14 protein-coding genes and 1 pseudogene are annotated in these 16,102 nt (G+C 45.2%); 13 read left to right on the forward strand and 2 right to left on the reverse strand.

From position 1 onward, the window contains the following. The 9 genes and pseudogenes from NHH16_RS07840 to xylB all read left to right on the forward strand — a co-directional run. Window positions 1-512, forward strand: a pseudogene (locus tag NHH16_RS07840) (glycine/sarcosine/betaine reductase complex component C subunit alpha); the annotation flags it as partial. A gap of 30 nt (window positions 513-542) precedes the next feature. After that, on the forward strand, window positions 543-1,343 hold the full coding sequence (locus tag NHH16_RS07845; protein WP_262069038.1) for an SDR family NAD(P)-dependent oxidoreductase: 801 nt from the start codon (window positions 543-545) through the stop codon (window positions 1,341-1,343). Between the two features lie 17 nt (window positions 1,344-1,360). After that, the gene (locus NHH16_RS07850; protein ID WP_262069039.1) at window positions 1,361-2,386 is read left to right on the forward strand and encodes a TRAP transporter substrate-binding protein; all 1,026 of its coding nucleotides are present in this window, start codon (window positions 1,361-1,363) and stop codon (window positions 2,384-2,386) included. Window positions 2,387-2,420: 34 nt separating this feature from the next. Next, window positions 2,421-2,912 carry a TRAP transporter small permease gene (locus NHH16_RS07855; RefSeq protein WP_262069040.1) on the forward strand — a complete coding sequence of 164 codons (492 nt, stop codon included), beginning with the start codon at window positions 2,421-2,423 and terminating at the stop codon, window positions 2,910-2,912. Continuing rightward, window positions 2,913-4,190 carry a TRAP transporter large permease gene (locus NHH16_RS07860; protein WP_262069041.1) on the forward strand — a complete coding sequence of 426 codons (1,278 nt, stop codon included), beginning with the start codon at window positions 2,913-2,915 and terminating at the stop codon, window positions 4,188-4,190. Window positions 4,191-4,223: 33 nt separating this feature from the next. Beyond that, window positions 4,224-5,528: a glycine/sarcosine/betaine reductase component B subunit gene (locus tag NHH16_RS07865; protein ID WP_262069042.1), complete on the forward strand. Its 1,305-nt coding sequence runs from the start codon at window positions 4,224-4,226 to the stop codon at window positions 5,526-5,528. A gap of 19 nt (window positions 5,529-5,547) precedes the next feature. Further along, entirely contained in the window at window positions 5,548-6,858 is a 1,311-nt protein-coding gene (locus NHH16_RS07870; RefSeq protein ID WP_262069043.1) for a glycine/betaine/sarcosine/D-proline family reductase selenoprotein B, read from the forward strand. Window positions 6,859-6,931: 73 nt separating this feature from the next. Further along, a complete protein-coding gene (locus tag NHH16_RS07875; protein ID WP_262069044.1) occupies window positions 6,932-7,792 on the forward strand; it encodes a MurR/RpiR family transcriptional regulator in 861 nt (286 codons plus the stop codon). Window positions 7,793-7,804: 12 nt separating this feature from the next. Continuing rightward, window positions 7,805-9,319, forward strand: coding sequence for a xylulokinase (gene xylB / locus NHH16_RS07880; RefSeq protein ID WP_262069045.1), 1,515 nt, complete (start codon window positions 7,805-7,807; stop codon window positions 9,317-9,319). Window positions 9,320-9,371: 52 nt separating this feature from the next. Here the strand turns inward: xylB and NHH16_RS07885 are convergent, their stop codons facing one another. Both NHH16_RS07885 and NHH16_RS07890 read right to left on the reverse strand, forming a co-directional pair. Further along, window positions 9,372-11,552: a DNA topoisomerase III gene (locus tag NHH16_RS07885; RefSeq protein ID WP_262069046.1), complete on the reverse strand. Its 2,181-nt coding sequence runs from the start codon at window positions 11,550-11,552 to the stop codon at window positions 9,372-9,374. Continuing rightward, window positions 11,552-12,232: a CDGSH iron-sulfur domain-containing protein gene (locus tag NHH16_RS07890; protein WP_262069047.1), complete on the reverse strand. Its 681-nt coding sequence runs from the start codon at window positions 12,230-12,232 to the stop codon at window positions 11,552-11,554. Before NHH16_RS07890 ends, NHH16_RS07885 begins: the two co-directional genes overlap by 1 nt. A gap of 196 nt (window positions 12,233-12,428) precedes the next feature. On the opposite strand from NHH16_RS07890, the gene fba reads away from it, so the two are divergent. The 4 genes from fba (at window position 12,429) to NHH16_RS07910 (ending at window position 16,099) form a co-directional block, all read left to right on the forward strand. After that, window positions 12,429-13,364, forward strand: a complete 936-nt coding sequence (gene fba, locus NHH16_RS07895; protein WP_262069048.1) for a class II fructose-1,6-bisphosphate aldolase — start codon at window positions 12,429-12,431, stop codon at window positions 13,362-13,364. Between the two features lie 160 nt (window positions 13,365-13,524). Next, window positions 13,525-14,637, forward strand: a complete 1,113-nt coding sequence (locus NHH16_RS07900; protein WP_262069049.1) for an ABC transporter ATP-binding protein — start codon at window positions 13,525-13,527, stop codon at window positions 14,635-14,637. Between the two features lie 75 nt (window positions 14,638-14,712). Beyond that, window positions 14,713-15,600, forward strand: a complete 888-nt coding sequence (locus tag NHH16_RS07905) for a PucR family transcriptional regulator (RefSeq protein WP_262069050.1) — start codon at window positions 14,713-14,715, stop codon at window positions 15,598-15,600. A 4-nt stretch (window positions 15,601-15,604) separates the two neighbouring features. Further along, entirely contained in the window at window positions 15,605-16,099 is a 495-nt protein-coding gene (locus NHH16_RS07910; RefSeq protein WP_262069051.1) for a DUF6106 family protein, read from the forward strand. Window positions 16,100-16,102 lie beyond the last annotated feature (3 nt).

Below are 16,102 nucleotides of genomic sequence, written 5' to 3' on the forward strand. Positions count from 1 at the left end.
ATTCGCTTTCCGGTAACATCATGACCAAGATGCTCTCTTCGTTTAACACTGGTGGAAGCTATGAAGCGATTGGTGACGGTTATGGCCCTGGTATTGGGGAAGGGTATGACAAGCTGGTGATGATTATTTCTAGAGCTTCTGGAGCTCCGGTAATTGAAGGTGCGATCAAATATGCAGCTGAGCTAGTTCGTGGGGACATCTGGGCAGTTGCCGAGAAGGAGTTTGCAGCCGCTAAGAAAGCCGGTCTAGACGAGATTCTAAAAGCGAGAAAAGAGGCAAGTGCTGGTAAGAGTAGCGAAGCTGAAGAGGTAAAAGCGCCACCGAAAGAGGTGGTCACTTCTCAGATCGCGGGAATCGAGATCATGGATTTGGAAGACGGAGTGCAGTCCCTGTGGAAAGTAGGTATTTATGCCGAGAGTGGCATGGGCTGTACGGGACCGATTATCTTAGTCAATGAAAGCAAGGCCGAAGATGCAGAAATAGAACTTAGAAAAAGCGGATATATACAATAGCTTACGGAAACGGATAATGGAGAGGAAGTTATGAGAAAAGGAGAACGGTTTAAAGAGTTATTTGACCTTAAAGGCAGGGTAGCTGTAGTAACAGGAGCTGCTAAGGGGAACGGTGCGGGAATTGCAAATGCCCTTTACGATGCTGGAGCCCAAGTGATGGCAACAGATGTGGCTTTTAGTGACGAGGGAGACTCAGGTAGCCAATCGCTATATCCAGAAATCCCAAGAATGGTGATGGATGTAACTAGTGAAGAAAGCGTTGGCGAGGTTTTTGCGACAATTGTGAAGGAACAGGGACGCTTGGACATTCTTTGCAACAATGCTGGTGTGATTTATAAAGCGCCAGTAGACGAGCTAGAGATGGAGCAATTTCGCAAGGTGACGGAGATTAATCTACACGGAGTGGTTAACTGCACGAAGCATGCCGTCCCCTATATGCGAAAGAACAGCTGGGGCCGGATTGTCAATATTTCCTCATCACAGGCATTTCTAGCTACGGAAACATATAGTGCCTACTCGGCCTCTAAAGCGGCAGTGTCTCACCTGACGAGAATTTGGGGGAATGAACTGGCAGCGGAAAACATTTTGGTAAACGCTCTTTGTCCTTGTTTTGTAAAGACACCGATGATGACTCAGTCAATTGCTAAAAAGGCTCAAGAGTTAGGAGGAAGTCTGGAAATGGGTGAGAAGTATTTCACCGACTTAATTCCCACTCATCGGCTATTAGAAATTGAGGAAATCGGAAACTGGGTAACGTTACTTTGTGGTGAGATGGGAAGAGCCATGACAGGAAGTAATATTTCCATTACTTGTGGTCAAGTAACCTTGTAGGAGAGGAGAAAAAAGGAATGAAACGAAAACTGATATCGCTGTTATTAATAGCAGCCACCCTAGTGGCGATGACAGCTTGTGGCAATAAAGGAAGTAAGGCGGACGACGATGTGATTGTCTTAGAGTTTGGGCACTTTCAAAACCCTGGACATGCTATCTATATTGCTCCGGAAGAATTTAAAGAATTGGTGGAAGAACGCACCGATGGCAGAGTTAAGATCAATATCTACCCAGCTAGTCAGCTAGGCTCAGCTAGAGAGATGATGGAACAGGTATCGATGGGAGCGCTAGATATTACGGTGGCAGACGCATCGGACTGGGCTTCGACCTTTAATATGCCTGAGCTCGGAGTGTTTAACTTACCCTTCTTAAGCAAGGACTTGGACTCACAGACGGAGGTTATTCGTACGATAGTTTCTGAGGAAGTGCCAGGGATGCTTGAAGATTCGCAGTTGCATTTATTGATGGCTTATTCAAACGGAATTCGCCAGCCTTTAACGAAAACAAAGCCAATTACCTGCTTGGAAGATATAAAGGGCTTGAAGATAAGGACGCCAGAGACGAAGCTATACGTTGACTTGTGGAACTCTCTAGGCGCGAGTACGGTTACTTCTGCTTGGAGTGAGGCGTATACGCTACTTCAACAAGGGGTAGCAGATGCGGTAGAAGCGGATGATGTGGGTCTGGTTAGTCAGAACCTTCAAGAAGTCGGCAAGTACATGTCGAATATCGGACATTTAGGACAAGCTTATCTTGTAATGATCAATGAAGAAAAGTGGAATGAGATTCCTGAGGACTTACAAAAAATTATCGAAGAATGCGCCCAGGAGAATCAAGAAAAGCAACTAGCAGACCGTAAGCAGCTAGGTATTGATGCGATGGAGACCATCGAAGCGGCAGGCGTAGTTGTAAATGATATAAGTGCCGAAGAGCGGCAACGGATGCGCGAGGCGTGTCAGCCGATTTACGATGAATATATTGGTTATGGATTAGGAGACTTGATTGAACGGATGGAAGCTGTGAATGTCAAGGAAGCTCCATAGGAAAACAAAACGAGAGAAAGGATAGGAAAGTTTAATGAAATCTTTAATGAAAATTGATCGAATAATTGAAAAAATCCAGACCGCTCTTTGTATGATTCTATTTATCGGCATCCTGGTATTAGGAAGCATTCAGGTGTTCGGCAGATTTATTTTTAGCGCGGCGCCACCATGGACCGAGGAAGCTATGCGCTTTCTGGCAATCTACTTAACGTTTATTGGTTCTTCCTTAACCGTTCGTGTGGATGGACACGTATCCGTTGATATTCTGATTACGTTTATGAAAAACAATAAAATGAGAGCCGCGTTATTTGTTATCTCGAGATTAATTTGTGTGGTTTTCTTGCTTATGTTTTTACCCGCCTCGATTGCGCTAGTGATGCGTAGTGGCGAGATTATGGGAGCGGCGATTAGAATCCCGTATTCCTACATCTATTTGACGGTGCCAATTGGAATTGTAATGATGCTTTGCTCATACGCTAGTACAATTCCTAAGCTAGCGAAACAATACCGAGAGGGGGAAAAATAAATGATTATAATTGCAGTAGTAGCCTTATTGATTCTTTTAGTAATTGGCGTTCCTGTGTGCTTTGCCATCGGTCTTTCGGGACTCTTAGCGATTATGCTAGGGAGCGACGTGCCGACTTTTATGGCAGTGCAGCAATCGGTTAGAGGAATGAACTCCTTCTCCTTGATGGCAGGACCCTTATTTATCTTAGCCGGCGAAATCCTAGGTGGCGCGCAGCTATCTAAACGAATTCTAGATTTCTGTCGCGCTTGCATCTCTCAGCTAAAAGGGGGAATGGGAATGGTTTCGGTGCTAGCAAACATGATTTTTGCTGGTATTTCCGGCTCAGGAGCAGCTACGATGAGCGCGGTTGGCTCGTTAACTGTCCCTGAACTGAAAAAGGTCGGATATGAACGGTCATTTATCGCCGCCTTAATTGCCGGCTCAGGTTCTTTAGGTCCGATTATTCCACCGAGTACTAATATGATTGTCTTTGCATCGCTGACCGGTTTTTCAGTAGGAAAATTGTTTTTAGGTGGTGTGGTACCAGGAATTTTAATCGGTGTCTGTTTGATGGTAATGTGCTATCTATATGCCCGGAAACACAATGTGGATAACGGCACAGGTACCTTTAGCTTTAAGGCCGTACTAAAAGCGTTTAAAGAAGCATTTTTTGCTCTGATTACACCTCTTATTATTATCGGTGGTGTAATTTCGGGAGTGTTTACAGCGACAGAGGCAGGAATTGTTGCTTGTCTTTACGGTTTGATATGCGGTTTCTTTATCTACAAGACATTAAAGCTCCGGGATTTGGTAGAAATCTTTAAAAGAGCAGCGTCATCATCAGCCATGCTGATGATGCTCATGGGAATTTCCAGTATTTATTCCTACATCTTTGCAAGAGAGAACTTGGCGGTAAAAATTCAGGAATTTATGCTTTCGGTTTCCACCAACCCTACGGTAGTAGTGCAGATAATTATTGTGATTATGCTGGTGATTGGTTGCTTTATGGAGACCTTAGCAGCAACGGCGGTTATATTACCAATCGTGTATCCGATTATCATTGCCCTAGGTGTAGATCCGTTAGTATTTGGCGTGTTATTCTCAGTGGCAACGGTTGTAGGAGGGTTAACACCGCCGGTCGGCCTCTACTTATTTATATCGATGAATATCGCGGAAGCGAATTTCAAAGAAGCCATTAAGTATACGGCCCCAGTGGTTCTAATTGTCTTAGCGGTAATGATTTTGATATGGTTCTTCCCGTCGCTGGTGACGGTGGTACCGAACTTGATTATGTAGGGAGTAGGAAGTACGAAAGGAGTTTCATTAATTATGAAATTAACTGTTGAAACAGTACAAATTAAAGATTTACAATTTGGGGAAAAAACGAGGTTTGAGGAAGGAGTTCTTTATATAAATAAGCAGGATATCCTAGACTTTGCCAAAGAAGAGCCCTGCTTTGAAACCTTAAAAATCGATATTGCCAGACCAGGTGATTCTACGCGAATTATCAATGTGGTCGATGTGGTTGAACCGCGCTGTAAAGTATCGGGAAACATCGATTGGCCAGGAGTTCTTAGCGATGACTACGAGATTGCCGGTTCAGGTGTCACGAGAGCCGCGAAGGGGATGGGAATTACCCTTTGTCAAAATAACACGTATTGGTCTAGAAAATGGGGTTCTTATGATATGAGTGGCGAGTGCGCGAAGATAAATCCTTATGCCAAGATGCCTCAGCTAGTGATTGAACCGATGGCAGAAGAAGGAGCAGATTTCCGGGACTACCGGGAAGGGCTTCGCCGAGTGGGCTATAAGACCAGTGTGTTAATTGCTAAGACTACGCTTGGTGTAGCCCCAGAGAGCACAGAGACTTTTGATAACGAGACCCAATATCCGGATCTTCCGAGTATTGCTTATTCTTATCAAATATACTCAAAGCAATACGATACTCAGAACTACCGAGAGCCGATGGTGTATGGCAATGCCATACCGGATAGCTTACCGCTGATTATGCGGCCGACAGAAGTTCTCGATGGCGCGATTTCGCTTTGTGGAGGCTTTCGCTGCGTGACCACTTACGAGATTCAAAATCATCCCATTATTGTAGAGCTAATGCGTCGCCATGGTAAAGATATTAATTTTGCCGGTGTTCTGATTACGGTTACGTCGGTAGAGGCCAAGCATCGCTATTTGGTATCGAAGATGGCAGCAAACTTACTAAAGGAAGAGCTACATGCAGATGGTGTAATTGTTACGAAAGGGGTTGGCGGCGCTTCGACCTTATGTGTAGGTGCCATTGCCAGTGAGGCTGAAAAATTGGGGATAAAGGCTGTGCCAATTATCCAAATCTTAAACGGTAAGAGCAATCTTGATGTAGAGTGTCTGATTAGCGAACAGAATGTGGATGGCATTGTATGTTCAGGTACGTATTACCATAACTTTACCTTGCCACCGGTAGAAACCTTGCTTGGCGGACCAGAAGATGCTCTTTATCTAAGCGGTGATGACGGGGTTATCGGCGGTCACAAAATTGCTACTGGCGATCCAGCGAAGGGCCAGGTTCGCTCTACTTATATGAAACAGGTTGGCTTAATGAGTCAGATTGGTTTTTCTTATGGTATGGCTGTGGATTATTAAGGAAGGGTGGAAAAGATAGATGGAAAATAAAAAATGGCGTGTAGTCTGTTATATTAATCAGTTCTTTGGTCAAATCGGTGGCGAAGAGATGGCTCATGTGGGCTTTAGTGTGAAACCAGAAGCCGTAGGACCGGGATTGTTATTTCAAAAGTTATTGCAAGATGAATGTGAAGTTGTAGGAACGATTATTTGCGGTGACAATTACTTCGCTGAAAATACTGAAGGGGCAGTTGCTGAAGGGGTGGCTTTAGCGGCTGAATTAAAACCGGATTTATTGATTGCCGGTCCGGCCTTTAATGCAGGAAGATACGGAATCAGCTGTGGCAATATGGCCGCCGCGGTGGGAAAGGAATTAAACATTCCTACAGTTACGGGAATGTATCCGGAAAATCCGGCGGTGGACCTATTTCGTAAGGATACTTACATTGTCGAAACAGGGATACTATCATCCCAGCTTCGTAAAGTGGCACCAGTGATGGCCGATATTGGTCTACGTCTGTTGCGCCAGGAACCTATTGGCAGTGCTGCCAAGGAAGGCTATATTAAGCGAGACATTATTTTAAATGAAGAACAACCGGAAAACGCAGCTCATCGGGCGATCGAGATGGTTCTTAATAAGATTAAAGGCGAGCCGTTTGTTAGCGAGCTTTTGCCGCCTCACTTTGATGAGGTAGAGCCAGCGCCGGCGGTGAAAGATTTAAGCAAGATAAAGTTAGCGTTAGTTACTGACGGGGGATTAATCCCGGAAGCCAATCCAGATCATCTAAAACCCAATGGCAGTACAACTTGGGGACATTATGACTGGGATGAACTTTTAGCGGATAAGCACTTTGTCATTCACAGTGGCTACGACGGTACTTGGGTACTAGAAAATCCCAATCGCCTATTTCCTGTAGATGTGCTACGAGAGTATGAGGCCGCTGGTGAAATTGGCGTGCTCGAGCCCGAGGTGTATGTGGCTTGTGGTAACTGTGCGTCGGTGTCCGGTTCGAAAGCCAAGGGTGAGCAGATTGCCCAGGCACTACTGGAAAAAGAAATTGATGCCGTTATTTTAACCTCTACTTGAGGCACCAGTACTCGTTGCGGCGCAACGATAGCGAAAGAAATTGAACGCGTTGGTATTCCGGTGACTCAGATATGTGCCGTGGTGGATATCGCTAAGTCGGTTGGTACCTCGAGAATTTTACGCGGCTTTGCCATTACTTGTCCGGTGGGCAATCCAAGTTTGAGTGAACAGGACGAAAAAACATCTCGTAAGCGGTATGTGGCGAAAGCGTTAGAAATGCTCACTATGCCAGGTGAAAGAGGTAAGGTAGTCGATATTTTATAATTAATTGTCCTTGCCCCTTCTAGAGGAGTTATGTAATAATTCAGATAATGAATTCAGTGAAGGAGTAGGGAATATGGAAGATCATGCAACAACAGGTACCTTTCTTGAACGTGTTGAGGAAAAGTTAGATTCACTGTCAAAAAAAGAGCGGCAAACGGTCGAATATATGAAGGCGAATCAGGCGGAGCTCATTTATGCTTCTATCACAGAACTTGCAGAAGCGGTGGGTACTAGTGAGGCTACGGTGACGCGAGCTTGCACAAAGCTAGGGTATCCCAGTTTTCAAGCTTTAAAAGTTAGCGTGGCCACAGAGCTAGTATCGCCTCAGGAGAAAATCCATGAAGAATTGACGCCAAATGCTTCCGCCGAAGTGATTATCGATAAGATATTTTCCAGTGCCATTCAGACTTTGACGATGACCCAACAATCCTTAGACGATGTAGCAGTTGGGAAGAGCATTAAGGCTATTTGTAAATGCCGGCGTCTAGTGATTATCGGTAATGGTAACTCAGGGGCGGTAGCCTTAGATGCTCAGCATAAGTTTTTACGAATCGGGATGAATGTCCAGGCGTATACGGATGACCATTTGCAGATGATTGCCATGGTTTCGCTGACCGCTGAGGATGTGCTATTGGCGATATCTCACTCCGGTAGTTCAAAAGATGCTGGTGATGCCATTCAGCTAGCCAAAGAACAAGGAGCAACGGTGATTACGATTACCAGTAGTGGGAACTCGCCCGTTGCCAACGCCTCGGATATTCGCTTGCTAACCAGATCTCAGGAGACCCGCTACCGAACGTATGCGATTTCCTCGCGGATGGCAGAACTGACGATTATCGATACCCTTTATACCGGGGTGGCTTTGTGTAAAGGCGATCGAGCAATTGCTAATTTTGAAGCATTAGAGAAAGCGCTTGTTGTAAAAAAATATTAACGGAGGTTTTTTATGAACAAGCTTTTTGGTGTAGATTTTGGCACTGGTGGCTGTAAGGCGACCGTGATTGATTTGGACGGCAATATTTGTGCAACGGCTTTTAAAGAGTACCCTTCTGAGCACAGCAAGCCTGGTTGGTCTGAGCAGGATCCGGCTCTTTGGATTGACGCTTTTATCACCACAGTAACCAAGTGCCGGGAGCAGATGACAGATGGATTTGAAGGTGTTCTCGGTCTGGCGGTGACCGCTTCGACTCACAATGCCGTCCTCTTAGATAGCAAAGGCGAGGTGATTCGCCGCTGTATCATGTGGAATGATCAGCGAAGTGTAGAGCAGTCCAATGTTTTGCGAGAGCAGTACGGTGAACGAATCTATGAAATCGGCATGCAGATGCCGACACCCACTTGGACACTGCCACAATTGATGTGGATTAGAGATAATGAACCAGAGAATTACGAGAAGATTGATAAACTGATGTTTACCAAAGATTATGTTCGCTCCTGGGTAACGGGTGACTTTTGTACAGATGTGGTAGACGCTCAGGGAAGCTTACTTTACGACGCGATTAAAAAGGAGTGGTCACCAGAGCTTTGCGGAATGATTGGCTTACCCCTTGAGGTGTTACCGGAGATTCGCGGCTCACAAGAGATTGTCGGAAAAGTACGGGCAGAGATTGCCGAATTAACAGGTCTTCCAGAAGGACTAGCGGTCATTGCTGGATGTTCCGATACGGCGGCTGAGGACTTTAGTGCCGGCGCTGTACGAGAAGGGCAGATTATCGTTAAGCTAGCGACCGCCGGAAATGTTAACTTAGTTACCAATTCGGCGAAGCCTCATCCAAAGTCTTTTACATACCCGTATTCTGTGGCGGGAAAATGGTATACCGTGACCGCTACCAACAGCTGTGCGTCCGCTAATCGCTGGATGCGAGATGCTCTTTACCCGGTAGAAAAAGAATTGGCAGAACAAGCCGGTGAAGATATCTATGAAATAATGAGTAAGCAGGCAGAAGAAGTAGAGCTAGGGGCTCAGGGGCTTATCTTTCACCCGTATTTATTAGGGGAGCGGTGTCCCCACTTTAATTCTCATGCCCGTGGTAACTTCTTTGGAATCAGTATGATGCACACGAAAGGTCATTTTGCGAGAGCTTTGTTGGAAGGCGTAGCCTTTAGCTTATACGACTGTCTCCAGGTACTAAAGGATTTTACGGAGAACATGGAAGATATTGTGATTATCGGTGGTGGTGCTAAGAGCGCTCTATGGAGCCAGATTGTTAGCGATATCTTTGGTCTAGAGGTGAAGCAACCAGAGAACGCCGAGTCTTCCTTTGGCGGTGCGTTAATGGTCGGTGTGGGCGTAGGTGCTTTTGCCAGTGAAGAAGAGGCAGCAAGGCGCTGCGTGCGGATGAAGAAGACGTATCAGCCGAATGCCGAAAATCACCATAAATATATGCGCATCTTCGAAATATACAAAAAGATAGTCAAGGCCTCAGAACCAATTTGGGAAGAGCTAGCGGAACTGTCTTAAGTGATAAAAATCAGGGTAGAAACAACTCGTGGAAGTTATTTCTACCCTTTTTTTATTTCAAATCTAAATTCTTAAGCATATCTCCTAAAGAGGAACCAACGCTTTCGCTTTGCTGATTCTTCATATACTTCTGGACATCTCTTTTCGATACACCAGCACCTTCTTTTTCGCGACGGGCTTTAAAGGCTTCCAGCTTTTCCTTGTGGCCGCATTTACAGACGAAGGTTTCACTGTCCCCTTTTTTAATCAACTCCATCTTCTTATGACAGTTAGGACAACGAGCGTTTGAGGTGCGGGCGATGGTCTCCCGGTAGCCGCACTCTCGGTCCTGACAGACTAGCATCCGAGCGTTCTTTCCCTGGACACTGAGGAGGAGTTTGCCACAGTTAGGACATTTTTTATTCGTTAGATTATCGTGTCTAAAGGTGGCTTCCCCACGCTTGATCTCTCCAAGTAATTCCTTAGTATAGCCTTCGATTTCGCCAATAAAGGGGGCAGCTTTTTTCTTGCCTTCGGCAATCGCTCCCAGTTCCGTTTCCCATTTCGCGGTAAGCTCGGGCTTTTTAAGATCTTCGGGAACCAGCTCTAATAGTTGCTTACCTTTCGTCGTAATCTGCAGGTACTTATCTCGCTTTTCAATCAGAAAGCTAGAAAAGAGCTTCTCAATAATGTCAGCCCTAGTGGCTACCGTACCAAGGCCCCCGGTTTGCACTAGGGTTTTCTTATCCTGGGCGCTATCCATAGTTAGATATTTGGCAGGATTTTCCATGGCGCTTAGAAGGGTGCCTTCCGTAAAGCGCTCAGGGGGTGTGGTCTTTTTGGCATTTAGCTTTGTCTGGGAGACTGTAAGCTCTTGCCCTTCTTTAAGGGCGGGAAGAGCTTGCTCTTTTACATCTTCGTTTGTCTCGTTATCGTTAGTAATCTCACCACCGACGGCCGCGCGCCAGCCCATTTCTTTAACGACTTTTCCTCTGGCGATAAACGCTTCCCCTTCGCAAGTAGCCGTGATGGTGGTCTGCTCGTACTCAAAAGGAGGATAGAGGACGCTGATAAAGCGGCGGACGACTAAGTCGTAAATTTTGCGCTCTTCGTTAGACATATGCTCTGGCTGCACGTATTCCTCAGTAGGAATAATGGCGTGGTGATCGCTAACCTTACTGTTATCCACAAAGTTTTTATTCGCCTTTATGGGGGGTCGCAAAAGCGGCCCGATCAGGCTCTGATAGGGAGCGATGCGAATCGCCTGTAACCGTTCTTTTAGCGTGGGCACGATATCGCTACTTAGGTAGCGGGAGTCGGTTCTTGGATAGGTTAGGACCTTATGGTTTTCGTACAGGCGCTGAGCGATACTTAACGTCTCTTTCGCCGAAAAGCCAAAGCGCTTATTGGCTTCCCTTTGTAGCTCTGTTAGATCGTAAAGAGCCGGGGCTCCTTGTTTCTTATGAGTCTTGGCAATGGTTTTAACTTTTAAGGTGCCTGTTTTTAAGCGTTTCGCAAGGTCTTGTAACCGCTCTTCCTGGAAGCTCCGATAACTGCCAGATGCAGCATCTTGCCAAGTGAAATGTATATTTTTGGCAAGGACGTCGAGGCTCCAGTAGTTTTCCGGTTTGAAATTGCGAATTTTTGTCTCCCGGTCGGCAATCATTGCCAGCGTAGGGGTCTGAACACGGCCACAGGAGAGCTGGGCGTTATACTTACAGGTCAACGCTCTGGTGGCGTTAATGCCTACAAGCCAGTCAGCCTTGGCTCGGCTTTCGGCAGCCGCGTAGAGATCGTTATAGGCACGGCCGTCTTTTAGTCTGGTAAAGCCTTCACGGATGGCCTTATCGGTGACCGAGGAAATCCACAACCGTTTTAAGGGTTTACGGCACCCGCTTTTATCAAGAATCCAGCGGGCAACCAGTTCCCCTTCGCGGCCCGCGTCCGTAGCGATGACAATGTCACCGACGTCCTTTCTAAATAGAAGCATTTTTACTGATTTATATTGTTTGGCGGTGCCAGGGATAACCGTCAAATCCCATTTCTTCGGAATTAGCGGTAAGTCTTCCATTTTCCAGGCCTTGTATTTGGCGTCATAATTTTCTGGGTCCGCTAAGGTGACTAGATGGCCTAAGGCCCAAGTGACGATATAGGTATTTCCCTCAAAGGCTCCTGGTAGCTTTTTGCTGCATTTGAGCACCCGGGCGATATCTCTAGCTACCGAGGGCTTTTCAGCGATTACAAGTGATTTCATTAAATAGTACTCCTGTCGTGATATTGAGTAGGTACGTGAGCCGCATCGCAAAAAGGCATATTGCTAGAATGCCCGCAGCGACAGAGGGCGCGGCGATTACGCTGTTCATAAATCGTGCCGTCGGCGCCTTCGATCTCGATAGGCCCTCTGACAAAGATGCTGGCGCTACAGTTCTTTTCTGGGTCTTGGGCGATGATAATCTCGGGCTCAAGATCGTCAAGGAGAGGCTTACCTTCCTTATCTATCATGACGAGACGACCGGCTGGACATTCATTGGCAGCGATAATGGCTTCCTCTTTGTTATTGCCATCCTCGTCGTTTTCCGTTAGCCCCCAGACGTCGCCACCTTCCCGGTGACAGAACCGAGCAAAAGCACAGCGGCCATCATCTAGTAATTCGATTTCCTCACCCTCAACAACGCCTTCTAGGCGATCCAGGTAAGGGGTCTTATCGGCTACCTCCGTGCCATCAAAGCCACAGGCTACGTGAGCACCGTCACAAAAGGGCGCGTTTTTTGAGTGACCACAGCGGCAGAGGTAGTACTCCTCTTGCAGGGGAAACTCACAGCCATCTTCAAAAATGTAGTGTTTGCCCACCTTCGTGATGATTTTTTCTTTAAGAGGAACGCCGCCAGTAACGTGGTAGGGACCATTTTCTGTGATTTTTATTTTCATTTTCATAGAGAACCTCCTCATGAGTTTTAGATACCTTAATCTTAACACCGAGAAGGCGGAGGGTCAATTTACGAAAGAGAAAGTGAGAAGCTTTCGTCTTTTTTTTGTCAATATTGCAATAAAGGTTTACATTAGGGGAGAATTGCTATAAAATTAGGGGCAGGTCAATTTTATTAGAAATAGTTGAAAGTGAGGTAAAGAAATGGCATTAGTAACAACGACAGAAATGTTTAAAAAAGCTTATGAGGGTGGTTATGCAATTGGAGCCTTCAATGTGAACAATATGGAAATTGTTCAAGGAATCACAGCGGCAGCAGGTGAACTTAAGTCACCAATCGTTTTGCAGGTATCAGCAGGTGCTAGAAAATACGCACAACACGAATACTTAGTAAAATTAGTTGAAGCGGCATTAGAGCTCAACGATATTCCAATCGCTCTTCACTTAGATCACGGCGCAGATTTTGAAATCTGTAAGTCTTGTATCGACGGTGGCTTCACTTCAGTTATGATAGATGGTTCTCATCATGATTTTGAGGATAACATTGCTTTAACGAAAAAGGTAGTAGATTACGCACACTCTAAGGGCGTAGTAGTAGAAGGTGAACTTGGACAGTTAGCAGGTGTCGAAGATGATGTTAACGTAGCAGCAGAAGATGCCCAGTATACGGATCCAGCTCAAGTAGAAGAGTTTGTTAGCCGTACCGGTGTTGACTCTTTAGCAATTGCTATTGGAACGAGCCACGGTGCTTTCAAATTTAAGCCAGGTCAAAACCCACAGCTTCGGTTTGATATCCTAGACGAAATCTCTAAGAGATTGCCACAGTTCCCAATCGTACTTCACGGAGCTTCTTCTGTATCTCAAGAATACGTACAAGAAATCCAAAAATACGGCGGTAACTTAGCAGATGCTATCGGCATTCCAGAAGATATGCTTCGTCAAGCAGCTAAATCAGCAGTATGTAAGATTAATATCGACTCTGATTTACGTTTGGCCTTTACAGCAGGTATCCGCAAGGTGCTTTCTGAGCAACCAGAAGCCTTTGATCCACGTTCTTACCTAGCTGAAGGACGCAACAACATTCATACTTTAGTTAAGCACAAAATCGTTAACGTATTAGGAAGCGATAACAAAGCTTAAGAGCTTATGAAAGAGCCCTCACCGTAACTGGTGGGGGCTTTTAGTTACTGTGTACATTTAAAAGAACTTTTTTTGGTTAGCCGTCACATTGTCTCCAAATGCAGAAATAGATATACTGACCTTAGTAGAAAAGTGACGCATTTTCAGGAGGAAAATTCAAATGGCAAATTTATCATTAAAAGGAATTCAAAAAATATATCCTAACGGATTCCAAGCAGTAAAAGACTTTAACTTAGAAATTGAAGATCAAGAATTTATCATCTTCGTTGGACCATCAGGCTGTGGTAAATCTACCACTCTTAGAATGATCGCTGGTCTTGAAGATATTTCTGGCGGAACCTTAGAAATCGACGGCAAGGTAATGAACGATGTAGAGCCAAAAGACCGAGATATCGCGATGGTATTCCAGAACTACGCGCTATATCCTCACATGACCGTATACGATAACATGGCATTTGGTTTGAAACTTAGAAAAGTGCCAAAGGATGAAATCGACAAGAAGGTGAAAGAAGCTGCGAAGATTCTTGACTTGGAAAAATTATTAGACAGAAAGCCAAAAGCGCTTTCCGGTGGACAAAGACAGAGAGTTGCAATGGGACGAGCTATCGTTCGTAACCCGAAAGTATTCCTTATGGATGAGCCTCTTTCAAACTTGGATGCTAAGCTTCGTGTACAGATGCGTATCGAGATTGCTAAGCTTCACAATAACTTGAAAGCAACGATGATCTACGTAACTCATGACCAGACCGAAGCGATGACCCTCGGAACGAGAATCGTTGTTATGAAAGACGGTGTGGTTCAGCAAGTAGATTCTCCTCAGAAATTATACAACGAACCAGACAACCTATTCGTAGCTGGCTTTATCGGTTCTCCTCACATGAACTTTGTTGATGCAGTGGTAGAAGTGAAAGGCGAAGACGTAGTTCTTAAGGTTGCGGATTACCGTTTCCCATTACCAGCAAAGAAAGCCAAAGCATTAATCGATGGTGGTTATGATGGCAAGACAGTAGTTATGGGTGTTCGTCCAGAAGATTTAAGCGATGCTCAAGTAATGGTAGAGACCAATAAAGACAGCACCGTAAAAGCAGAAATCAACGTTTACGAATTACTTGGTGCAGAAGTGTTCTTGTACTTTACCTTAGAAGGTGCTAGCATGACAGCTCGTGTGGATCCAAGAACAACGGCTAAGACCGGTGATGTTATCGATTTTGCTATCGATATGGAAAAAGTTCACGTTTTCGACAAAGAAACAGAGTTGACGATTACAAACTAATAATTTAATATAATTGTATAATCTAAAAGGGCTGCACGAGTTGATGCAGCCCTTTTTCTGAAATGGAGTCTTAGCATGGAACGAAGTGAGCAACTAGAAAAATCGTTAACTGAATTAGAGAAGCTGACCGGTCTTAAGCTTGCCATCACCGATACGGTTGATGAAGAGCACAGCGTGACCCAGATAAATGCCATGCTAAAGGCCTATAAGGAGCGATATAATAAAGAGGACTTCCTCCTTAGCCTGTTGCGAGGAAAGATAAGGGATAAGGAGGCCCAGAAGCGGGGGCAAGCCTTTCACCTAAACGCTGAGGGGGATAAGTTCCTCTTTCTGTTGCAAGCAAAGGCGGAATCCCATAAAGAAGTGGAGACGGTCTTAAAGCAGTTATTTCCCACCCGCACCAGTATCGAGATAGTATACCCTGGGGGAGAAGAAGTGGCGCTTTTATACTATCCGAAAAGGAAAGAGGACATTGCCACCCTAGCTCATACGCTTGCCGATACCATTAATATGGAGCTGATGATTAAGGTGGTAGTGGCGTATAGCGAAGTCTTCACCAAGTACGAAGAGCTTCACAAGGTCTACGAAAAATGCCAACTGGCCCTAAGGTTGGGAACGGTATTTACCTTCGGAAGTAACGTGTTTCCCAGCGATCAGTTGGGGGTTGGTCAGCTGATTGACGGGTTGTCTCCGGAGAAGTGTCACAACTTTTTAGATGAGACCTTTGGTGAGGAGTTTATCGCAGAGCTAACAGAAGAGATGCGGATAACGGCCAATACGTTTTTGCAAAACAATTTAAATATTGCCGAAACGGCCAGAGGCTTGCATATGCATCGTAATACATTGATTTACCGGTTGGAGCAGATTCAGAAGAAGACGGGGCTTGATATCCGTGTCTTTGGCGATGCTTTGACGTTTAAAGTAGGCATGATGGTTTTGGATTATTTAGAAATGGAGAGATAAATAGATGAACGAGAAATTTTATGAACAACTGGTAAAAGGCAAGACCGATATGAAGAAAATAACGCTGATTATCGCGGCTCTAGTGGTGGTTGTATTTGCGGTGCTACTCTTTGTGCCACCCTCTTTTTCTTTATTGATAGTGATCGTTTTGTTGGGATTGGCTTACTATTTTGTTTACCCTAAAATGCGGGTGGAATATGAATATCTAATCGTAAATTCCGAATTTTCCATCGACGCAATCTACAACCAAGCAAAGCGTAAAGAAGTGTTTAAAGTCGACTTAAAAGAGCTTGAAAAGATGGTACCGGCGGGAACGCCAGCGATTAACAACCTCCAGGCAGCGAAGACCATCGATGCTCAAGGGTACGGTGAGAATCTGAAAGTGTATTGCTTAGTACTCTCACAGAATGCCCAGCGTACCAAGGTGCTTATTACTCCTGATGAGAAGATGTTAAAAGAAATGAAAATGTGGTTAGGAGTACGGTACTCAGAAAACTAATAA

This window comes from Ohessyouella blattaphilus (genome assembly GCF_024721265.1).
GTDB lineage: Bacteria > Bacillota > Clostridia > Lachnospirales > Lachnospiraceae > Aequitasia > Aequitasia blattaphilus_A.